The organism is Pseudomonas sp. NPDC086278 (genome assembly GCF_050280905.1).
GTDB lineage: Bacteria > Pseudomonadota > Gammaproteobacteria > Pseudomonadales > Pseudomonadaceae > Aquipseudomonas.
In genome coordinates, this window is record NZ_JBNNWE010000014.1 from 44,545 (window position 1) to 65,691 (window position 21,147).

Here is a 21,147-nt window from a genome sequence, read left to right on the forward strand (position 1 = left end):
CAACCCACTCCCCAAAAAAATACGCATCAATGCACTCAAGCTAGGCGGTTTCGGCCACTTAGCCAGTTTCCTTCGGCTCCGTAAACCCCCTTAGTGTTTTTCCTCCAGCACCAGAATCAGGGCTTCCTCGGCCAGTTGATCGATGTTCATGCTGCCATCCGGTCGAAACCAGGTTGTGGTCCACGACAGCGCACCCGTCAGAAAGCGCCGGGTAATAAATACGTCGCCACGAATCAGCCCCCCGGCCTTGGCTTCGCCGAGCACCTGCAACCACAGTTCTTCATAGATATCGCGCAGCGCCAGCACCTGTGCCTGGCCGTCCTCGGACAGCGAACGCCACTCATACACCAACACCGCCATGGCCTCGCCGCTGCCGCCCATGATCGACTGCAATTCGCAGCGGATCAGCGCCAGGACACGCTCGCGCACGTTGCCCGAATCTGCCAGCGCCGCGTGCATCAACGCGGTGTTGTAGCGAATGGTTTCCTCCATCACCGCGCGCAGGATCTCGTCCTTGCTTTTGAAGTGATGAAAAATGCTCCCCGACTGAATGCCCACGGCGCCGGCCAGATCGCGCACGGTGGTGCGCTCATAGCCTTTGTTGCGAAACAGGTGGGCCGCCACTTGCAGCAGTTTGCCGCGAGCGCTGTCGGGGTCGGTCAATTGGCCGGCGTCGACCAATTCGCGCATCACCCTCAGGGCTTTTTGCTCGTCCACCCGTTCTCTCCTGCAGTCGATCAGTCAAATGCGCCGCTCGCCGCCAAAACAGCGGAGTTGCGCGGGCAATTTAAGCTGGCAACGACGACCAAGCAAGCGCTTGGGCTGAAGATATTTCAAACGTTTACAAACCAAGCGCTTGCTTGGTAGTCTCGACACACTTCTGTCGGAGGTGGTTATGCCGTTGACTGTGCCCAAAACAATTCGCATCGGTTGCGCCAGCGCGTTCTGGGGCGACACCCCCACCGCCGCCACGCAGTTGGTGGCCGGAGGACGCCTGGACTACCTGGTGTTCGACTATCTGGCCGAAATCACCCTGTCGATCATGGCCGGCGCACGGCTGAAAGACCCGCAGGCCGGGTATGCGGGGGATTTCATCGAAGTCCTGAGCCCGCTGCTGGGGCAACTTGCCGAACAGCGGATCCGCGTCATCAGCAACGCCGGCGGGGTCAACCCGCAAGCCTGCGCCGCTGCCTTGCAAGCGGCCTGCGACAAGGCCGGGGTGGCGCTGAAAATCGCCGTGTTGTTGGGCGACGACCTGCAACCGCAGCTCAATCGGCTGAGCGGCCTTGGCCTTGAAGAAATGTTCAGTGGCGCGCCCTTGCCGCCGATGTGCGTGTCGACCAACGCCTACCTCGGCGCGCCAGGCATTGTCGAAGCCTTGCGTTTGGGCGCGGACATTGTGATCACCGGGCGCGTGGTCGACAGCGCCGTGGTCAGTGCCGCGCTGGTGCATGAGTTCGGCTGGTCCTGGGACGATTACGACAAACTCGCCCAGGCCGCACTGGCCGGCCACATCATCGAATGCGGCGCGCAGTGCACCGGTGGCAACTTCACCGATTGGCGCGACGTGCCCGACTACGAACACATCGGTTTCCCGATTGTCGAGGTCGGCGCCGACAGCCAGTTCATCGTCAGCAAACCCGAAGGCTCCGGCGGCCTGGTCACACCCCTGACCGTCGGCGAGCAAATGCTTTATGAAATCGGCGACCCGCAAGCCTACCTGCTGCCGGATGTGGTCTGCGATTTCTCCCAGGTCAAACTGGTGCAGCAAGGCAAGAACGCGGTTCAGGTTCACGGCGCCAAAGGCTTGCCGCCGACGGACCAGTACAAGGTCAGCGCCACCTACCTGGACGGGTTTCGCTGTACCGCCAGTTGCCTGATGGCCGGCATCGATGCGGTCGACAAGGCGCGCCGGGTCAGCCAGGCGATCATCAACAAAACCTCGGAAATCTTCAGCCAGCGCGGCTGGCCGCCCTACAGTGAAGTGAACATCGAACTGCTCGGCAGCGAAGCGACTTACGGCCCGCACGGGCAACGCCAGGACAGCCGTGAAGTGGTGATCAAACTCGCCGTACGCCATCCGGACAAGCAAGCGTTGATCGTGTTCTCCCGGGAAATCGCCCAGGCCGCCACCGGCATGGCGCCTGGCCTGACGGGCATTGTCGGCGGACGCCCCACCGTGTATCCGTTGATCCGCCTGTTTTCCTTCCTGATCGACAAATCCGCCTGCACGCTCGAAATCGACCTGGCGGGTGAACGCCATGCCTGCGCCCTGCCCGCCGTCGATGTGTTGAACGCCGCCGATCTGCCCCTGCCTTTTGCTCCGCCCCAACCCTCGGGCCTGGCCGACGCCAGCGTGCCGCTGATCAAACTGGCGGTCGCCCGCTCCGGCGACAAGGGCAATCACAGCAATATCGGCGTCATGGCCCGCGAGCCCGAGTACCTGCCGTGGATCGCCGAAGCGCTGACCCCGGAGGTGATCGTCGACTGGATGCGCCACGTTCTCGACCCGGTTCACGGGCGCGTCGAGCGCTGGTATTTGCCGGGCACTCAGAGCTTTAATTTCCTCCTGGAAAATGCCCTCGGCGGCGGTGGCGTGGCCAGCCTGCGGATTGACCCGCAAGGCAAAGCCTTCGCCCAGCAGCTGCTGGATATCCAGATTCCGGTGCCCCAGAGCATCGCCGACCAGGTCAACTAGAGGACTGTCGCCGTGGCCTACGATTCGATCTTCAAACACGATTTGTTTGCTGGCCAAACCATCATTGTCACCGGGGGCGGCAGCGGCATCGGCCGTTGCACCGCTCACGAACTGGCCGCCCTCGGCGCCCACGTGCTGCTGATCGGCCGCAAGGCCGACAAACTCAAAAGCGTTGCCGCCGAGATCGCCGAAGACGGCGGCAAGGCTGACTGGAAGACCTGCGACATCCGTGAGGAAGAAGCGGTCAAGCATCTGGTCAGCGAACTGATCCGCGAGCACGGCCCGATTCACGGCCTGGTCAACAATGCCGGCGGCCAGTTTCCCTCGGCGCTGGCCTCGATCAATCAGAAAGGTTTCGAAACCGTGATGCGCACCAACCTGGTGGGCGGTTTCCTGATGGCCCGGGAAGTGTTCAACCAATCCATGAGCAAGCACGGCGGCAGCATCGTCAACATGCTCGCCGACATGTGGGGCGGCATGCCCGGCATGGGCCACTCCGGCGCGGCGCGCTCGGGCATGGACAACCTGACCAAGACCGCCGCCTTCGAATGGGGTTACGCCGGGGTGCGGGTCAACGCCGTGGCCCCGGGCTGGATCGCCTCCAGTGGCATGGACACTTATGAAGGTGCGTTCAAAGCGGTGATTCCAACCTTGCGCGAGCACGTGCCGCTCAAACGTATCGGCACCGAATCGGAGGTCAGCGCAGCGATCGTGTTTCTGCTGAGTCCGGCCGCTGCGTTTGTCAGCGGCAGCACCTTGCGCATCGACGGTGCGGCCAGCCTCGGCGGGCGGGCGTGGCCGATTCACAAGGCCACGAACAGCGAGTCGTACAACGGCTTCCACCGCGCCTACTTGCCAGACGTGCTCAAGGACAAGGAATAAGCCATGCCGGTGATTGAGTCGCAAGTGGACCCGTTCAGCGAACAGTTCGCCCAGAATCGTGCCGCGATGCTGACCGGCATCGAGCACGTCCGTCAGCTCGAACAGAACCTGCTGAACAAGGCCGCCGACGCCAAGCCCAAGTTCGAAAAGCGCGGCCAATTACTGCCCCGTGAGCGTCTTGGCCTGCTGCTCGACCCCGGCGCGCCGTTTCTCGAACTGGCCAGCCTGGCCGGCTACAAATTGCACGACGACAAGGACGGCAGCTCGGCCGGTGGCGGCTTGATCGCCGGCATCGGCTACGTGTCCGGCGCTCGCGTGTTGGTGGTGGCCAACAACAGCGCGATCAAGGGCGGGACCATTTCCCCCAGCGGTTTGAAAAAGTCCCTGCGCCTGCAACAGATCGCCATGGAAAACAAACTCCCGGTCATCACCCTTGCCGAAAGCGGCGGCGCCAACCTGAATTACGCGGCGGACATTTTCGTCGAAGGCGCGCGCACTTTTGCCAATCAGGCGCGGATGTCGGCCATGGGTTTGCCGCAAATTACCGTGGTCCATGGCTCGGCCACGGCGGGCGGCGCGTATCAGCCGGGGTTGTCGGATTACGTGGTGGTGGTACGCGGCAAGGCCAAGCTGTTTCTGGCCGGGCCGCCGCTGCTCAAGGCCGCGACCGGGGAAGTCGCCACCGATGAAGAACTGGGCGGCGCCGAGATGCACGCGCAAACCGCCGGCACCGCCGAATACCTGGCAGAGAACGATGCCGATGGCGTGCGTCAGGTGCGCGAAATTGTCAGCCTGTTGTCGTGGAACGATCAGTTGTCCTGGTTACCCGAGCGCCATTGGCAGGAACCGCTCTACCCCATCGACGAGTTGCTCGGGCTGATCCCCGATGACCCGAAAAAACCCTACGACGTGCGCGAAATCATCGCGCGGATCGCCGACGGCTCGAACTTCCTCGAATTCAAAGGCGAGTTCGATCAGCAGACCGTGTGCGGCCACTTGAAAATCCAGGGCCGCGCCTGCGGCTTCATCGGCAACAATGGCCCGATCACGCCCAAAGGTGCGAGCAAGGCTGCACAGTTCATTCAGCTTTGCGACCAGAGCCAGACCCCGCTGCTGTTCTTTCACAACACCACCGGGTTTATGGTCGGCACCGAGTCCGAGCAACAAGGCGTGATCAAGCACGGCGCGAAGATGATTCAAGCGGTGGCTAATGCGCGGGTGCCGAAACTGACGATTGTCGTCGGCGGCTCCTACGGCGCCGGCAATTATGCGATGTGCGGTCGCGGTCTCGACCCGCGCTTCATCTTCGCCTGGCCCAATAGCCGCACGGCAGTGATGGGCGGCGCGCAGGCGGGCAAGGTGCTGCGAATCGTCACCGAAGCCAAGCAGCTCAAGGACGGTCTGGTGCCCGATCCAAAAATGCTCGACATGCTCGAACAGGTCACCGCGCAGAAACTCGACAGCCAGTCCACCGCACTCTATGGCAGCGCCAGCCTGTGGGACGACGGCCTGATTGACCCGCGCGATACCCGCACCTTGCTCGGTTACTTGCTGGACATCTGCCATGAGGCCGACGTGCGGCCGCTGCAAACCAACAGTTTTGGTGTCGCCCGGTTCTAGCCCGGCCTTAGGAGAACAATAAAAATGATCTTCACCCAGGAACACGAAGCACTGCGCCGCACCGTTCGCCAATTCGTCGATCACGAGATCAATCCACACGTAGAAGAATGGGAAAAGGCCGGGCGTTTTCCGATCCACGAGATCTTCCGCAAGGCCGGTGAACTGGGGCTGCTGGGGATTTCCAAAGCGGAAAAATTCGGCGGCATGGGGCTCGATTACAGCTATTCGATTGTCGCCGCCGAAGAGTTCGGCACCATTCACTGCGGCGGGATTCCGATGTCCATCGGCGTGCAGACCGACATGTGCACACCGGCGCTGGCGCGTTTCGGCTCGGATGAATTACGTGAAGAGTTCCTGCGGCCAGCCATCACCGGCGAGCAGGTGGGCTGCATCGGCGTGTCCGAAGTCGGCGCCGGGTCCGATGTGGCCGGTTTGAAGACCACCGCCCGCAAGGACGGCGACGACTACGTGATCAACGGCAGCAAGATGTGGATCACCAACTCGCCGAGCGCCGACTTCATCTGCCTGCTGGCCAACACCTCGGACGACAAACCGCACGTCAACAAATCGCTGATCATGGTGCCGATGAACACGCCGGGCATCAGCCTCAGCTCGCACCTGGACAAACTCGGCATGCGCAGTTCGGAAACCGCCCAGGTGTTTTTCGACAACGTGCGCGTGCCGCAGCGCAACCGCATCGGCCATGAAGGCGCGGGGTTCATGATGCAGATGCTGCAATTTCAGGAAGAGCGACTGTTCGGCGCGGCGAACATGATCAAGGGCCTGGAGTACTGCGTCGACAGCACCATCGAGTACTGCAAGGAGCGCAAGACGTTCGGCAATGCGCTGATCGATAACCAGGTGATTCACTTTCGCCTGGCCGAACTGCAAACCGAAATCGAATGCCTGCGGGCGCTGGTTTATCAGGCCACCGAGCAGTACATCAAAGGTCAGGACGTCACGCGGCTGGCATCGATGGCCAAACTCAAGGCCGGACGCCTTGGCCGTGAAGTCAGTGACAGTTGCCTGCAATATTGGGGCGGCATGGGGTTCATGTGGGACAACCCTGTGGCCCGGGCTTACCGCGATGTGCGGCTGGTGTCGATCGGCGGCGGCGCCGACGAAATCATGCTGGGGATCATCTGCAAACTGATGGGCATTTTGCCGGGGAAAAAGAAATGAGCAGCCTCCCTGAGTGCCAGACGTTGCTGCTCGAAGCGCATAACGGCGTGCTGCACATCACCCTCAATCGCCCGCAAAGCCGTAACGCGATGAGCCTGCAAATGGTTGCCGAACTGCGTGCGGTGCTGGCGGCGGTCAGCGATGACCGCACGGTTCGGGCGCTGGTGATCAGCGGTGCCGGCGGGCATTTCTGTGCCGGTGGCGACATCAAGGACATGGCCAATGCACGGGCGCAGGGCGCCGACGCCCACCGCGACTTGAACCGGGTATTCGGGGCGCTGCTGCAAGAAATGCAACACGCGCCGCAAGTGGTGATCACCGTGCTGCAAGGCGCGGTGCTCGGCGGCGGATTGGGTCTGGCCTGCGTCAGCGATGTCGCCCTGGCTGATCACTTGGCGCAATTTGGCCTGCCGGAAACCAGCCTTGGCTTGCTGCCGGCGCAGATCGCGCCGTTCGTGGTGCAGCGCCTCGGTTTGACTCAGGCGCGTCGACTGGCGCTGACGGCGGCGCGGTTCGACGGTACTCAGGCGCTGCACCTGGGGCTGGTGCATTTTGTCGAGCACGACGCGCAAGCGTTGGCCGAGCGGCTGGATGAAATCCTCGCCCATGTGCTGTGTTGCGCGCCGGCGGCGAATGCGGCGACCAAAAAACTGCTGCTGGCGAGTGCCGGGCAACCCTCGGATGCGTTGCTGGATGAGGCCGCGCACTGGTTCGGCGAAGCGGTCAGCGGCGCGGAAGGGATCGAGGGAACGATGGCTTTTGTGCAAAAGCGTAAACCGGGGTGGGCCTCTTGAACGCTTCTTCGGAACGCCTCTTCGCGAGCACTTTCACCGCATAACTTGAGAGACGAGCCATGCCCGGATTCAGCAAAATCCTGATCGCCAATCGCGGTGAAATCGCCTGCCGCATCCAGCGCATCGCCCAGGCCCTGGGCTATCGCACCGTCGCGGTGTTCAGCGATGCCGACGCCGACGCCTTGCACGTGCACATGGCCGACCAAGCCGTGAACATCGGTCCGGCGCCGGTGCAGCAGTCGTACCTGAACATCCCGGCCATCATCGACGCCGCTCGCCGCAGCGGCGCCGATGCAATCCACCCCGGTTATGGTTTCCTTTCGGAAAACGCCGAATTTGCCCGCGCCTGCCAACACGCCGGCATCACCTTCATCGGCCCCAGCCCGGAAGCCATCGAGCTGATGGGCAGCAAGCGCCTGTCGAAACTCGCCATGCTCGACGCCGGCGTGCCGTGCATCAAAGGCTACCAAGGCGCCGAACAGGACGACGCAACCCTGAGCCGCGAGGCCGAACGCATCGGTTATCCGCTGATGATCAAGGCCAGCGCCGGCGGCGGTGGGCGCGGCATGCGCCTGGTACACGACGCGGACGATTTGCTGGAACAGCTGCGCACGGCACGCTCCGAAGCATTGCACGGGTTTGGCAGCGACGAACTGATCCTCGAGCAGGCGCTGATCGACCCGCGTCATGTCGAGGTCCAGGTATTTGGCGACCAGCAGGGCAACCTGATCTACCTCGGCGAGCGCGACTGCTCGATCCAGCGCCGCCATCAGAAAGTCATCGAAGAAGCGCCCTGCCCGGTCATGACCGTCGAGTTGCGTCAGGCCATGGGCGAGGCGGCGCTCAAGGCCGGGCGCGCGGTGAGTTACGTCGGCGCCGGCACTGTCGAATTCCTGTTGGACGCACGAGGGGACTTTTACTTTCTGGAGATGAACACCCGCTTGCAGGTGGAGCACCCGGTGACCGAATTGATCACGGGCCTCGATCTGGTGGCCTGGCAACTGCACGTTGCCGAAGGCTTGCCATTGCCGTTGCGCCAGGATCAGGTGCAGCTCAACGGCCATGCCATGGAAGTGCGGTTGTACGCCGAAGATCCGGCACAGGGGTTTGTGCCGCAAACCGGATGTATCGAGGTGTGGGAACCCGCATTGCAGGACGGCGTGCGGATCGATCATGGGCTGATCCCAGGCCAGACCATCAGCCCGTTTTATGACCCGATGCTCGGCAAGATCATCGCCCACGGCGCCACCCGGGAAGAGGCCCGGCGCAAGTTGCTGCGGGCCGTACAGGACAGCGTGTTGCTGGGCGTGCAAAGCAATCAGCGTCTGCTCGCCAGTTTGCTGCAACACCCGCAGTTCATCAGCGGCGAGTTCAGCACCGGATTTATCCCGACGCACTTCGCCGAACATCCCTGCCTGCAAACCCGCGTCCCGGACGCCGAAGAGCTGGCCATCGCGGCCGTGCTGTTCTATCAGGCGTCGGCACAGGTGCACCGCAAGCCGCTGGCCGGCTGGCGTAATAACGCGAACGTGCCGCTGCACTGTCGAATCGGTCTCGATGATCAGTGCTGGTCGGTGGCGTTGACCGCAGCGCCTGATGCGCCGTATCAGGTTCACGTGGGCAACCGGACGGTTGAGTTGCAGGTCATCCAGTGCGACGGGCGCAGTGCCACGTTGATGATCGACGGCATTCGTCAGCGCCATGCGTATCGTCTCGAAGCAGAAGAACTCTGGCTGTTCACCCGTCCCGGCAGCCTGCGCCTGGAAAATCGGACTCAAGCGCTGATCAGCACTCAGGCCAGCATCAGTTCCGGCACGCTGAAGGCGCCAATGGACGGCGCCGTCGTTGACGTCCTGGTCACGGAGGGCAGCCTGGTCAAAAAAGGTCAGCTGCTGGTAGTACTGGAGGCGATGAAAATGGAGCATCCGCTGAAATCCGGCATCGATGGCGTGCTCAAACGCTTGCAAGTCAGCGTCGGCGACCAGGTGAAAAATCGACAGATTTTATTGGAGGTCGAATAAGCCGCTAGGCGGATGCGTCGGCTTTGGCTACGCTCAAGCCCTATCAGGACGCGGATACCAGGAAACCTGCGATGCCTCACTGGCTGGTCATTGATCTGGAAGCCACCACCGATGAAGGTGGCTGGCCGGTTACAGAAATGGAAATCATCGAGATCGGCGCCACCCTGGTGGACCGCAAAGGTCGGGAGCTGGATCACTTCCAGCGTTTTGTGCGCCCCTTGCGTCGGCCCCTGCTGACGCCGTTCTGTCGGGAACTGACCCACATCACCCAGGCCAATATTGACGCTGCGCAGCCGTTGACTGACGTCTGGGCACTGTTCGAGCGCTGGCTCGGCCAGCATCATTCGCGCCTGGAAGGCTGGGCCAGTTGGGGCGATTACGATCGCAAACAATTACTTCAGGAATGGCAGCGCCTGCAACTCGACAGCCAGCTTGGCCGCGTGCCCCACATGAACCTCAAGCAGCGCTTTGCCAAGGCCCGACGGCTGGAGCGCCCGCTGGGGCTCAACGCCGCCCTGCAACTGGCGGGCATGCAGTTCACGGGACAGCAGCACCGCGCGCTGGAAGATGCGCGCAATACGGCGCGCTTGTTACCGCTGATTCTGCCGATCTAGGCAGGTGACGACCGTTGAGGGCTTGTGCATACTGGCCGGCCCTTTTCAGCCCTTTTCGAGGAATCGCCCATGTTTAAAGTCAACGAGTACTTTGACGGCACCGTCAAGTCGATCGCCTTCGGCACCGCTGAAGGTCCTGCGACCATCGGCGTCATGGCTGCGGGCGAATACGAATTCGGCACCAGCCAGCGTGAAATCATCCACGTGGTGAGCGGCGCACTGACCGTCAAACTGCCGGACAGCAGCAACTGGGAAACCTTCGCTGCCGGCAGCCAGTTCAACGTGCCAGCCAACAGCAAGTTCCAGCTGAAAGTCGCCGTCGATACGGCTTACCTGTGCGAATACCGCGGCTAACCCGCGGCTTTCACAAAAAAAATGCCCGTGTCCAACGACACGGGCATTTTTCATTCCAGGGTGCTTACTCGAGAATGCTCACCGGCATACCGACCTCAAGCTGCCCGTTGCCGTCGTTGACCAGGTTCTGGCCGAACATCGCGCCATCGGCCTCGGCGCGGTATTTCTGCAGAGTCGCCAACGGCTCACGATCGCCGCTTCGCTCACCGGTTTGCGGGTCGATGGTGGTCAGAATGCAGCGTGAGCACGACTTGACCACTCGAAACTCGACATCGCCGATGCGAATGCGCTTCCAGCTGTCTTCGGCGTAGGCTTCGCTACCCTCGATCACCAGATTGGGCCGAAAGCGCAGCATCTCCAGCGGACGCCCGACCCGTTGTGCCAGATCCTCCAGAGACGCCTGCCCGATCAGCAGCAGCGGGAAGCCATCGGCGAATGCCACCTGATCGTCATCGTTGCCGTAACCCGCCTCGGTCATGCGCGCGCGATTCAGCGGCACCTGCACCAGGCGCGTCGGTTTACCGATGAACTTACTGACCCAGGCGCCCGCCTCGTCGCCAGCATCCGGCACCCGCAAGGTGTCGCGCCAGATGGTCACGCCGCGCAGCTCAGCGTTGCTGGCGGGCAATGCGATATCGATGGCTGAGTGGCCAGGGGCGCTAAGGGTCAAGCCGCCGTCAGCGTTCCACAGCGCCGACAACTGACTCATCTGCGCCACTGCGCGCTGAGTCAGGAAACGCCCACTGGCCTCGTCCACCAGCATCCAGCGTCGGTCACCGTCCAGCCCCAACTTGTCGAGGCCGACCTGTTGCAGGGGCTCGCCCTTGCCGGATTTCAACGGATAACGATAAAGCGCGCTAAGACGCAGCATGACCAGCTCCCTGGAGGGCAAAAAACGCCACCCTATACGAGCTTGATCGGCGAATCAAAGACTGAAAACGGGCATTGCCTGCCTGCGGGAGCAAGCACGCCCCGCAGGTTGATCGTGTGCAGTCTTTAAAGCGTGATCAGGCCGGGATTTCGTCGAGCATCAACCGCTGGCGCACCACGTCGACGAGCTTGTCCGGCTGGAATTTGGAGAGGAAATTGTCGCAGCCGACTTTCTTCACCATCGAGTCGTTGAAGCTGCCGGACAACGACGTATGCAACACCACGTAGAGGCCGCGCAGTCGCGGGTCGTTACGGATCTCGGTGGTCAGGCGATAGCCGTCCATTTCGGGCATTTCCGCGTCGGTGAACACCATCAGCAACTTGTCCGTCATCGACACACCGGTATCGGCCCAGGCCTTGAGCATGTTCAGCGCCTTCAAGCCGTCGCTGGCAATGTGCATCTTCACGCCCAACTGGCCGAGGGTGTCACGCAGTTGCGCCAGCGCAACGTTTGAGTCGTCCACCAGCAGCACTTCACGGCCACGGGCGCGTTCCAGCACCGGATCTTCGAGTTTTTCACGCGAGACCTTGGCGTTGTACGGAACAATTTCGGCGAGGACTTTTTCGACATCGATGATTTCCACCAACTGGTCGTCGACCTTGCTGATGGCTGTCAGGTAATGCTGGCGACCGGCACTGGTCGGTGGCGGCAGAATGGCTTCCCAGTTCATGTTGACGATGCGGTCTACGCCGCCGACCAGGAACGCCTGCACCGAACGGTTGTACTCGGTAACGATGATCGTACTGGTCGGGCTCGGCACCAGCGGACGCATGCCGATGGCCTGGGACAAATCGATCACGGGCAGGGTCTGGCCTCGCAGGTTGACCACACCGCACACAAAAGGATGACGCTGGGGCATCAAGGTGAGCTTGGGCAGCTGCAGCACTTCTTGCACTTTAAACACGTTGATCGCGAACAATTGCCGGCCGGCCAGGCGGAACATGAGAATTTCCAGGCGATTCTCACCCACCAATTGCGTGCGTTGGTCTACCGCGTCGAGAATACCGGCCATGAATGACTCCTGGGCTTTGTTCTAATGAATTCACTAAAAAGGGTTATCGGCTGTTAATGCCAGAGCTTGACCCTGAGACAAAATGCCATCATTCGCCATTGATGTCACATTAGCATCATGCTATTACTGGTAATTGATGTGATTTGATCTGCTTCATTTCCAGCGGCGCGACTTCGGTTTGCACGTTTGGTTCCCCCGTGTAAGGGATTCCCCTAGTAACAATCAGGCCCAACCTGATATTCGCAATATCCAATAGCCATTAATGTGACGCCATTCTCATTGCATGAACGGAGTCAGGCTTTTGTGTGCGATCGCAGGTCAGTGGCCATCCACCCTCTCGAGTTCCCCAGCCAGCGCCCAGAGCCGCCGGGGTGCGATCTCATGCCGGCACGGCAGGGTCAGGATGTCGGACGTTCTCATCGACACACACGACATCCCCTCATTTGACATGACGTTGTGGAGATAAGCATGCCAAACCAACCGACGCATTGGGCTCAGCGTTTGCCGGAGTTCCTGGTCGAGGCTGAAACACTCCTGGCCAAGTCGGAGGAGTGCCTGAGCCACCTGCAACTCATCAGCAATGACAAAGACGCAATCGATTGCATGCTAAGCAGTTTGCTGAAATTGGCCAGTCGGGCCGATGCACTGGCGCTGCAAGCCGTGTCTGAATTTTCTCTGCATATTCACGGCCTGTTGAACAACGGCCACAACCACATCGACCTGCACGAGCAGGCGTTGGATGCATTGAAGGATTGCTTCACGCTGATGGCCTGGCAATTGGAACTTATCGACCAGACAACAGGCCAACTCAGCCTGGATGATAGCGAACAGACATCGCTGATCGAGGCGTTTGCCTTTCAGGTCGGACAAAGCCAATTTCAATTGCCGGTTAATTCCAAGCCGTTCACCCTCGTCTCCTATTCGGAACGACAAGCTTAAAGCAACGGGCATTTACGCCGAGATCCGTATTCATATAGCCATACTGCCGCTCTTCAAGTTGAGTGCGCTCAGGTCGCAACTGAATACTTCATGTCTGTCAACGACAGTTCGAAACAAATAACTATTCTTTCGACCAAACTTTTTCCATTGTGGAACCATCGTCCAGAATAATTATTCGTAAGTCGTATAGACATATATGGCAACCGCGACCGACGGTATCTTAAGTGGTATTATGCCGGCCGTTAGTTGACGCCAATTAGTGGCAGAGTGATCGCAAATGAAAGCCGCACGAGAAATTTAAACGCTGTATTTCAACCGTCACTTACAACCGATTTCCAGACAGAGACCCGTTTGCCCGGTCTCCCCGCAGCGAACATCCATTGGCTCCATCCGCTATGTACGCCAGCCTAAAGTCAAGCATCCTACGACCACCCTCGCCAAAAAACGTGCGCCTGTTCACGCTGTTGCTGTGCACGGGCTCGGCGCTTGGCAGCGTGCTGATATTCAGTCTGTCCATGCCCCTGCCGGTGAGCTTGCTGATACTTGATATCGCCGCCGTGTGCGCTGTCTGGCTGCATCTTTACCTCTCACGCAAGTCGATAAAATTTCAGCCGCAGGAACTGGCGGACCGTTTGCTGGAAGTGCAGGAAAACGAACGCCACCGACTCAGTCGAGAGTTGCATGACGACATCGGCCAGTTGCTGACCGCCGCGAAACTTCAAAGCGAATGGCTTAAACGAAGGATGCCGGAAGAGATGCAGGGCCAGTGTTCGGTGCTCTGCGAAACGCTGGACGAAACGCTGACCAAGGTGCGTGACGTCTCGGCCATCCTCAATCCGCGACAGCTTGCCAGCCTCGGCCTGGAAGCCAGTCTGCGTGCGCACCTGCTGAAGACCCTCGCCAATTCGTCGGTGAACTGGAGCCTGGACTGCAATCAGCGGCTGACCGGTATTCCAGAAGAAATGGCCCTGGCAGCGTTTCGTATCACACAAGAAGCGGTGACCAATATTTTGCGTCACGCCGACGCGAAGAATCTGTTGATCCGCCTGCAACGAACGCCCGAGGGACTGGCGCTGTTAATCAGCGACGACGGCCTGGGTTTCTCCCCCGCCGCAGAACCCGGTCGTGAGGGCCAACGCGGGATGGCTGGAATGTCGGAACGGATCGATCTACTGGGCGGTACGCTGGCGGTAATCAGCGAACCCGGCAAAGGCACTCAAATCGAAGCACTCTTCCCCTGGGCGCCCCGCGCGCTCGAACGGGCCAGTTCGAATAAGGTTTTGCATTGACTTGTAACTTACTTCTGGTGGATGACCACTCGCTTATCAGGGCAGGCGTGCGCGCTCTGGTGATGGATATTCCCGGCTATGCGGTAATCGGTGAGGCCAATGACGGCTCGCAGTTACTCGAGATGGTCGAGAAACTGTCCCCCGACATCGTACTGCTGGATATTTCCATGAAGGAAACCGGTGGCCTTGAAGCCTTGCAGCGACTCAAGCGTGTGCGTCCGCAAAGCAAGGTGCTCATCTTGTCGATGCATACCGACCCGGCGCTCATCATGCAGGCACTGGAATCCGGCGCCCATGGTTATCTGTTGAAAGACACCACCGCCACCGAGCTCGAACATGCCCTGGATGCGTTGCGCAATAACGAACGCTACCTGAGCCCGGCCATTGCGCACACTGTCATCAACCAGGCGCTGATCCGAAACCAGAAGAGCCAGTCGGAGACACCGGAAACCCACAACCTGACGGCGCGCCAACTGGAAATCCTGCGACTGATTGTTCGCGGCAAATCCACCCGTGAAATCGCCAATGGCCTTGGCCTCAGCATCAAGACCGTGGAAACCCACCGCTCGCAGATCATGAAGCGCTTGCAAATCTACGACGTGGCCGGCCTGGTTCTGTTCGCCGTTCGCGAGCAAATCATCAGCCTGGACGACTGACTGTCTTCGAAGCGCTCAGCACTGGCGAGTTCTCGGGCAAATGCACGCGCAATGCGCCGGGACGCGTCGAAAACCGTAGGCTCTCGCCCTCCAGCGGCTCACCGTCGAGATTGATGTACAGGCCTTCCGAAACCTTGATCTCGACCCATGGCAGGCGAGCCCGCACGAACATGTTGTCGATGCCGAAACCATCGGCCAACAGGGTCTTCAATGTGCCAACCACTTCCTGCGGCGCCGGCAGGATACTGATATCCAGCAAACCATCGTCTGCCAGCGCTTGCGGGCAGAGCACGTGCCCGCCTCCGGCCTGGCGACCATTGCCGATACCCAAGGCCAGCAACTCACCGCGCCATTGAAAATCCGGCCCTTGCAACTCGCCATAGGCGGCATGCAACTCGCTGAAGCGCGATAGCCCGGTGAATAGATACGCCGCGCCCCCAAGCACCTTTTTCAAGTCTTCCGATGTGTTGGCGGTGACCTGGCTGCCAAAGCCGCCTGTTGCCATGTTCAAAAAAATCTGACCACCAACCTCGCCGAGATCAATGGCGTGCGCAGGTGCCTCCAACAGTTCAAGCGCCTGTGCCGGCTCCAGCGATACACCGGCGGCGCGCGCGAAATCGTTGGCGGTGCCCAGCGGCAACAGCACCAGAGTCGCCGGCGTCGAATGCGCCGCCATGGCCTCGGCAATGTCGCGCAAGGTGCCATCTCCGCCACCGGCAATCAGCTGCGTATAGCCGGCGTTCAGCGCTTCCTGCACCAGGCGCGGCGCGTCGCCCGCCTCCCAAGTCACTCGCACAGCCAGCTCCCAGCCCTGCTTGCGCTTGCCCTCGACGGCCGCGCGGACGTCTTCGTTCAGCGCTTGCTTGCCATGCAAAATCAACAGCGCCTTGCGTTCGTTCATTGTTGTTGCCCCCATGAATTAAATCCGTTTGAAAGATGTTGACCTCAGGGGCGCCGATAAAGGTCGGCGGGGTTTGAAATATTTCAATGCGAGGAATCTGGCATCCTACAGGGCGCGGATTTTTCGTACAGGATGTAAGGAATCGGCTCAATTGACCCAGCATGACGATTGGTACACCTTTGTGTCCTCGGATTCGCCATGAATAGAAAACACACAAGGACGTGCAATGATCAGAACCACCTCACGAGCACCAATAAGCGCCACCGCCCCCAGTACCGGTCAAGGCAAAGACAATAAGGCAGGGAGCGCTCAAGCCTATGCGAAGCCCTGACATCACCTTACCGATTGGCCCGAACGCGCCCTATTCAGAAAGTCGCGGCCACCATCAAGCAGATTTGAATCACAGCAGAAAACCTGCTGAAGGAAGTGATATGGAACCTCGCGTCGTTGAACTGGAGACTCACCTCAAATACATTCGCCGAGACCTCGAAGCAGTGCGCGGCGACGTCAGGTCCATCATGCACAGGCTGGCTTATGCCGCAGGGGGAACGGCGGTAGTCTTGGGGCTGCTGGGATGGGTTGCCAACAGCCGCTTCGACCAGTTGGTGACCCTTCTGGCGCGCTAGGTCAGCCTGGCACACAAGCCCCGGCATGCGAACGGCCGGGCTTGTGTGACGACAGTGGAAGGGATCAGCCCAGGACCTCGCTCAGCGGAATGAAGCTCACGGCATCGCCTTCGACCAAGGTGCTGCCTTCCAGCACTTCAACGAGTCCCTCGGCCCAAGCTGCGCTACGCAAAACCCCGGAACTCTGATTCTTGTAGATGATGGCCCGACCGTTCTGCAGCCGAGCACGCAAGTACTCTCGACGATTGCCAGCAACAGGCCAGACGAAACCCGCCGGTACGTGAAACTTCAAAGGCTCGATCTCTTGCACGCCTTGGCGACGCAAGAGATAAGGCCGGGCCAACAAGGCGAAGGTCACTAATGTCGATGCCGGGTTACCGGGCAATCCAATCACAGGCACGCCACGAAAATGACCGAATGTCAGCGGCTTGCCAGGTTTGATGGCCAGTTTCCACAGCGTCAGTTCGCCCTCTTCGCGCAAGGCAATGCCCAGAAAATCAGCCTCTCCCACTGACACCCCACCGGTTGAGAGAATCAGGTCGACCTCTTTCAACTCGCCTAGTCGGGCACGCGTAGTCGCCAGATCATCCGGGAGAATACCGGCATCGATCACTTCGCAGCCCAGGCGTTGTAACCAACTGCACAGCAAAACTCGATTGCTGTTGTAAATCTGTCCAGGACCCAAAGGCTGGCCTGGCTCAATCAATTCATCGCCGGTGGACAGGACCGCAACACGAACCTTGCGAATCACCTCCAGATCAGCGCATCCCAACGATGCGGCAAGGCCCTGCTCGATAGAACCAAGGCGCGTGCCGGCTGGCAAAACCAGTTCACCGACGGTGGTTTCCTGGCCCTGTGGCCGAATATTTTGCCCGGGAATCATCGCTTCGTTAAAACACACTCGCTCGTCCGCCTGGACTTCGGCGTTCTCTTGCATCTCCACGCAGTCGGCGCCTGCGGGCACCGGAGCGCCCGTGAAGATGCGGGCACAAGTGCCTGGCTTCAACGGTTCAGGTGCCTGGCCGGCAAAAATCCTCTGGCTGACCACCATCGGTTCGCCTGTCCAGTCAGCGACATGCAAGGCGTAGCCGTCCATCGCGCTGTTGGGCCAGGGTGGCAGATCCAGCGTGGACATCAGGTCATCCGCCAGCACGCGCCCTTGAACCTGCGCCAAGGGCAAGCGTTCACGCTCGCGGATGGCGGACGTCTCGGCCATCTCCAGCAAGCGCGCCAGTGCCACTTCGACAGCCATCAGATTGCCGGTTTTGCCGGGCTTACCCGCGGGATTCACAGGGTGCCGCCTGTTTCAGGTGAGCCACGAAATTGCACGGGCGGTGGCGCGAATCAAGCTGTTCAGCAAGGATGCCGTCCCAGCCAGTGCGCACGGCATTGGTCGAGCCTGGCAGGCAGCAAACCAGTGTTCCGTTGGCCAAACCCGCCAGCGCTCGGGACTGCACAGTCGAAGTGCCGATGTCCGCAACTGAAATTTGCCGGAACAGCTCGCCGAATCCATCGACTTGTTTATCCAGCAGACAACTGACCGCTTCCGGCGTGCTGTCGCGTCCGGTGAACCCGGTACCGCCGGTAATCAGCACGACCTGCACGACATCGTCGGCGATCCAGTTGGCGACTTGCGCGCGAATTTTGTAGAGGTCATCTTTAAGCAGAACCCGAGCGGCAAGGTTATGTCCTGCGGCGCTCAAGCGGTCGACGAAGACCTGGCCAGAAGTATCGGTTTCCAGGGTTCGGGTATCGCTGACAGTCAGCACCGCAATATTGAGCGGCGCGAAAGGTACATCAGCCTTGGCTTTCATAGGCTCGTCCAGTTGTAAGAGAAACAGCCCGGTGTTATATCACAGCGCCTCAATTTTTTACTGCCCCCATGGAGACCTGCCATGACCTCGAACACGCCCTTGCCGCCCTGCTCCATTCTGCTGCTGGCAGGCGGCCGCGGCCAACGCATGGGTGGTCAGGACAAGGGTTTACTGGAGTGGCGCGGTGAGCCGCTGATCGCACATCTGCACCGCAAGACCCGCGAGCTGAGCGATGACCTGATCATCTCCTGCAACCGGAACCTGGAAAAATACGCGCCTTACGCCGACCAATTGGTGCATGACGACGAGGGGGATTTTCCGGGCCCCTTGGCGGGTATTCGTGCAGGCCTGAAGGCTGCTCGCCACGCCCATCTGTTGGTGTTGCCATGCGATGTACCGGGCATCGACGCCGCCCTGCTGCGCAGCATGCGCGAAACCGCCTGCCAGCAGCCTGGCAAACCGCTGATGCTGCGCCACGGTGATCACTGGGAACCGCTCCTGTGCGTAATTCCTGTCGTATTGCTGGCTGATTTCGAACGCGCCTGGAGCGACGGCGAGCGCAGCCCTGGACGCATCATGCGCAACCTCGGCGCCACCGCCCTGCAATGCCCCGAGAATGATCCTCGGCTGGCCAACCTCAACACACCGCAACTGTTAAGCACACACAACACTGTGGCAGACTGACAAGAGAAGGAACTTGCGCGTGTTGCACACGTCTCAAGCACAGTAACCAAAAGAATTCCTATTCGGAGACACACTCATGACTCAACGGACCCTCGCCACTTTCATGCTCGCACTGGGCCTCGCGACCTTAGCGGGTTGTGCATCGCCTACCGTGATCACCTTGAATGATGGTCGCGAAATTCAGGCCGTCGATGCGCCAAAATACGATGCGGATTCGGGTTTCTACGAATTCGAACAGCTGGATGGCAAAGAGACCCGCATCAACAAGGATCAGGTCCGTACCGTTAAAGAGCTGTAATCTTTACGGCACCCGCCAGAGACAGAAAAGCCCGCTTGATGCGGGCTTTTTCATGCCTGATCGTTCGCTGATCACCACTGCAGGGTAATGGTGCTTTCGAACTCACGCTCTCGGCCAGTGACCGGATCGACAAAGCGCAACCCCTGGGCCAACAGCTTCAAGGGATTGGCGTAGTCATCGACGACATCCTTGAGCACTTGAGGATAGAACGGGTCATTGCAGATGCTGGCACCCAACGCCGTCATATGTACCCGTAACTGATGTTTTTTACCGGTCACCGGGTAAAGGCCATACCGCCAGAGATCACCATTCTTCTCCCTGACCTCGATAGCAGTCTCGGTGTTGCTCGCGCCCGGTCCTTCCTGCATGCGGAAGAATGGCTCGCCATCGACCAGCCGGCTTTTATGGACCAATGGAAACGAAAGATCGGGCAATGCCCGCGCGATCGCCTCGTAGCGCTTTTCGATCTGTCGTGTAGGAAACAGCGACTGGTAAGCCGAACGACTTTGCGGGTTCGCCGAGAACAGCACCAGCCCTGCCGTGTGCCGATCAATACGATGCAAAGGCACCAGATGCGGGTTATCCAGTCGACGGATCAGCCTGCGCAACAGCGTTTGTTCGACGTATTCGCCCGCCGGTGTCACGGGCAGGAAATGCGGCTTGTCCGCCACCACCAGATGCTCGTCGGCGTAGAGGATCGACTCGATCACCGGGATCGGCTTTTCGTCCGGCACCTCACGAAAATAATGAATCCGCAGACCTTCCTTGTACGGCAGGTCAACAGCAATCGGCTGGCCGTTCCCGTCGAGAACCCGACCGCGCGCAATTCGATCCAGCCATTGTTCACGACCGATCGCACTGAAGTGTTCGCACAGGCAATCCAGTACGGTCTGCCACGACCCCGGCGGTAGATAGAGCGTGCTGGCCTGGTTGTGCGCAGCAGAAAAAGATGACATGGACATACGAAACGCTCTGACCCTCAATGCAGGGCGGCATTATCCAACAGCGCTCGATACGAACCTAGAAGAGAATCCTCAAGCCGTTATCTGCTTGCGTGCTGCTGCTTCGGTGAATTCCTTCAGCCAGCGCAACACGTCCACCGCCTCCCAGCGCAACGGGTCATACAGTGCGTACAACAATCCCTGATAACCCACGACATCCAGCTGCCGGTGATAACCGGCTCGCTGGAACAAGGCTTCGATTTCGGCAAAACAGGTATTGAAATGCAGTTTGTTAAAGGGGGTTTTGCCTTCGGTGACCAAGCCATCAAGGCGCATTTCAGCCACTGCATCACGTATCACGTCCACCGACATCCGGTTCACGCTGTTCTTTAATTGTTCGACATTGACCAAGGTTCATCCCTCTGACGCGGGATCGCGTGCCCAAACCCGAAACAGGAAAAAAGCACGACAGGCGATCCAAATAACTGTACGGGTATACAGTAACTCAATAACCTGCCATTCGCCAATGGATGAGACAAGAAGCTCGACAGGTGGAAGGTCGTTCGCCTCGTCGAGGATTAACGCAAAAACGCTACGACTTGCTCGGCATCGAACGGCCAATCCAGTTCAGCACCGCTATCAAGCCGTCGCAGCACCGGAATTCGCAAGCCATAAGCCTCGAACAACGACTCGTTGTCGGCGATGTCCACCAACTCCACCAACAAACCGTGCTCGACCAGGGGCATCAGTTCTTCTTCGGCGACTTCACAGAGATGACACCCAAGGGTGCCGAAAAGCTGACATTCAGGAGGCATGACCACAAGACCTTACGAAGTAGGCGTTCATTCTAGGCCCGACACGAAAAGCAGTCGAGTCAGTGACCCGCGCCCT

The 21,147-nt window shown here is 59.9% G+C and carries 23 protein-coding genes; 14 read left to right on the forward strand and 9 right to left on the reverse strand.

From position 1 onward, the window contains the following. Positions 1-90 precede the first annotated feature (90 nt). Positions 91-717: a TetR/AcrR family transcriptional regulator gene (locus tag ACQKP4_RS06705; protein WP_427631552.1), complete on the reverse strand. Its 627-nt coding sequence runs from the start codon at positions 715-717 to the stop codon at positions 91-93. Between the two features lie 190 nt (positions 718-907). Between ACQKP4_RS06705 and ACQKP4_RS06710 the strand changes: the two genes are divergently transcribed. From ACQKP4_RS06710 to ACQKP4_RS06745, 8 genes are all read left to right on the forward strand, one after another. Next, on the forward strand, positions 908-2,698 hold the full coding sequence (locus ACQKP4_RS06710; protein ID WP_427631613.1) for an acyclic terpene utilization AtuA family protein: 1,791 nt from the start codon (positions 908-910) through the stop codon (positions 2,696-2,698). Positions 2,699-2,710: 12 nt separating this feature from the next. Then, complete coding sequence (locus ACQKP4_RS06715) at positions 2,711-3,580, forward strand: SDR family oxidoreductase (RefSeq protein ID WP_427631554.1); 870 nt, start codon at positions 2,711-2,713, stop codon at positions 3,578-3,580. 3 nt (positions 3,581-3,583) lie between these two features. Further along, positions 3,584-5,200, forward strand: coding sequence for a geranyl-CoA carboxylase subunit beta (gene atuC, locus ACQKP4_RS06720; RefSeq protein WP_427631556.1), 1,617 nt, complete (start codon positions 3,584-3,586; stop codon positions 5,198-5,200). A 24-nt stretch (positions 5,201-5,224) separates the two neighbouring features. Next, complete coding sequence (atuD, locus tag ACQKP4_RS06725; RefSeq protein ID WP_427631558.1) at positions 5,225-6,382, forward strand: citronellyl-CoA dehydrogenase; 1,158 nt, start codon at positions 5,225-5,227, stop codon at positions 6,380-6,382. Continuing rightward, complete coding sequence (locus ACQKP4_RS06730) at positions 6,379-7,176, forward strand: enoyl-CoA hydratase/isomerase family protein (RefSeq protein WP_427631560.1); 798 nt, start codon at positions 6,379-6,381, stop codon at positions 7,174-7,176. The genes atuD and ACQKP4_RS06730 overlap by 4 nt, the downstream gene beginning before the upstream one ends. A gap of 59 nt (positions 7,177-7,235) precedes the next feature. Continuing rightward, entirely contained in the window at positions 7,236-9,197 is a 1,962-nt protein-coding gene (locus tag ACQKP4_RS06735; RefSeq protein WP_427631561.1) for an acetyl/propionyl/methylcrotonyl-CoA carboxylase subunit alpha, read from the forward strand. A gap of 71 nt (positions 9,198-9,268) precedes the next feature. Continuing rightward, complete coding sequence (locus ACQKP4_RS06740; RefSeq protein WP_427631562.1) at positions 9,269-9,811, forward strand: exonuclease domain-containing protein; 543 nt, start codon at positions 9,269-9,271, stop codon at positions 9,809-9,811. A gap of 69 nt (positions 9,812-9,880) precedes the next feature. Then, the gene (locus ACQKP4_RS06745; protein ID WP_427631563.1) at positions 9,881-10,165 is read left to right on the forward strand and encodes a pyrimidine/purine nucleoside phosphorylase; all 285 of its coding nucleotides are present in this window, start codon (positions 9,881-9,883) and stop codon (positions 10,163-10,165) included. Between the two features lie 64 nt (positions 10,166-10,229). Here ACQKP4_RS06745 and ACQKP4_RS06750 read toward each other — a convergent pair whose 3' ends face one another. Together ACQKP4_RS06750 and ACQKP4_RS06755 are read right to left on the reverse strand one after the other, a co-directional pair. After that, positions 10,230-11,036 carry an MOSC domain-containing protein gene (locus ACQKP4_RS06750; protein WP_427631564.1) on the reverse strand — a complete coding sequence of 269 codons (807 nt, stop codon included), beginning with the start codon at positions 11,034-11,036 and terminating at the stop codon, positions 10,230-10,232. A 136-nt stretch (positions 11,037-11,172) separates the two neighbouring features. Further along, on the reverse strand, positions 11,173-12,108 hold the full coding sequence (locus ACQKP4_RS06755) for a chemotaxis protein CheV (protein ID WP_427631566.1): 936 nt from the start codon (positions 12,106-12,108) through the stop codon (positions 11,173-11,175). A gap of 468 nt (positions 12,109-12,576) precedes the next feature. Here ACQKP4_RS06755 and ACQKP4_RS06760 point away from each other — a divergent pair, with 468 nt between their 5' ends. The 3 genes from ACQKP4_RS06760 (at position 12,577) to ACQKP4_RS06770 (ending at position 14,992) form a co-directional block, all read left to right on the forward strand. Next, complete coding sequence (locus ACQKP4_RS06760; protein ID WP_427631568.1) at positions 12,577-13,047, forward strand: hypothetical protein; 471 nt, start codon at positions 12,577-12,579, stop codon at positions 13,045-13,047. Positions 13,048-13,442: 395 nt separating this feature from the next. Further along, positions 13,443-14,336 (forward strand): sensor histidine kinase, encoded by an 894-nt coding sequence (locus ACQKP4_RS06765; protein WP_427631570.1) that lies wholly within the window; start codon positions 13,443-13,445, stop codon positions 14,334-14,336. Further along, positions 14,333-14,992 (forward strand): response regulator, encoded by a 660-nt coding sequence (locus tag ACQKP4_RS06770; protein ID WP_427631572.1) that lies wholly within the window; start codon positions 14,333-14,335, stop codon positions 14,990-14,992. Before ACQKP4_RS06765 ends, ACQKP4_RS06770 begins: the two co-directional genes overlap by 4 nt. Here the strand turns inward: ACQKP4_RS06770 and yegS are convergent. Continuing rightward, positions 14,976-15,893 (reverse strand): lipid kinase YegS, encoded by a 918-nt coding sequence (gene yegS / locus ACQKP4_RS06775; RefSeq protein ID WP_427631615.1) that lies wholly within the window; start codon positions 15,891-15,893, stop codon positions 14,976-14,978. The two genes, ACQKP4_RS06770 and yegS, sit on opposite strands and share 17 nt — an antisense overlap. A gap of 317 nt (positions 15,894-16,210) precedes the next feature. On the opposite strand from yegS, the gene ACQKP4_RS06780 reads away from it, so the two are divergent. Further along, entirely contained in the window at positions 16,211-16,519 is a 309-nt protein-coding gene (locus tag ACQKP4_RS06780) for a hypothetical protein (RefSeq protein WP_427631574.1), read from the forward strand. A 64-nt stretch (positions 16,520-16,583) separates the two neighbouring features. On the opposite strand, the gene ACQKP4_RS06785 is transcribed toward ACQKP4_RS06780, so the two are convergent. Next, a complete protein-coding gene (locus tag ACQKP4_RS06785; RefSeq protein WP_427631575.1) occupies positions 16,584-17,810 on the reverse strand; it encodes a molybdopterin molybdotransferase MoeA in 1,227 nt (408 codons plus the stop codon). Beyond that, complete coding sequence (gene moaB, locus ACQKP4_RS06790) at positions 17,794-18,333, reverse strand: molybdenum cofactor biosynthesis protein B (protein ID WP_090186349.1); 540 nt, start codon at positions 18,331-18,333, stop codon at positions 17,794-17,796. Before moaB ends, ACQKP4_RS06785 begins: the two co-directional genes overlap by 17 nt. A gap of 81 nt (positions 18,334-18,414) precedes the next feature. Between moaB and mobA the strand changes: the two genes are divergently transcribed. Both mobA and ACQKP4_RS06800 read left to right on the forward strand, forming a co-directional pair. Next, positions 18,415-19,017, forward strand: coding sequence for a molybdenum cofactor guanylyltransferase MobA (mobA, locus tag ACQKP4_RS06795; RefSeq protein WP_427631578.1), 603 nt, complete (start codon positions 18,415-18,417; stop codon positions 19,015-19,017). A gap of 76 nt (positions 19,018-19,093) precedes the next feature. Beyond that, entirely contained in the window at positions 19,094-19,315 is a 222-nt protein-coding gene (locus ACQKP4_RS06800; RefSeq protein WP_427631580.1) for a YgdI/YgdR family lipoprotein, read from the forward strand. Between the two features lie 71 nt (positions 19,316-19,386). Here ACQKP4_RS06800 and ACQKP4_RS06805 read toward each other — a convergent pair whose 3' ends face one another. The 3 genes from ACQKP4_RS06805 to ACQKP4_RS06815 form a co-directional block, all read right to left on the reverse strand. Further along, complete coding sequence (locus tag ACQKP4_RS06805; RefSeq protein WP_427631582.1) at positions 19,387-20,277, reverse strand: pseudouridine synthase; 891 nt, start codon at positions 20,275-20,277, stop codon at positions 19,387-19,389. Between the two features lie 72 nt (positions 20,278-20,349). After that, positions 20,350-20,667, reverse strand: coding sequence for a transcriptional regulator (locus tag ACQKP4_RS06810; RefSeq protein WP_427631584.1), 318 nt, complete (start codon positions 20,665-20,667; stop codon positions 20,350-20,352). Positions 20,668-20,834: 167 nt separating this feature from the next. Beyond that, the gene (locus ACQKP4_RS06815; RefSeq protein ID WP_427631586.1) at positions 20,835-21,071 is read right to left on the reverse strand and encodes a glutaredoxin family protein; all 237 of its coding nucleotides are present in this window, start codon (positions 21,069-21,071) and stop codon (positions 20,835-20,837) included. Positions 21,072-21,147: the final 76 nt, after the last annotated feature.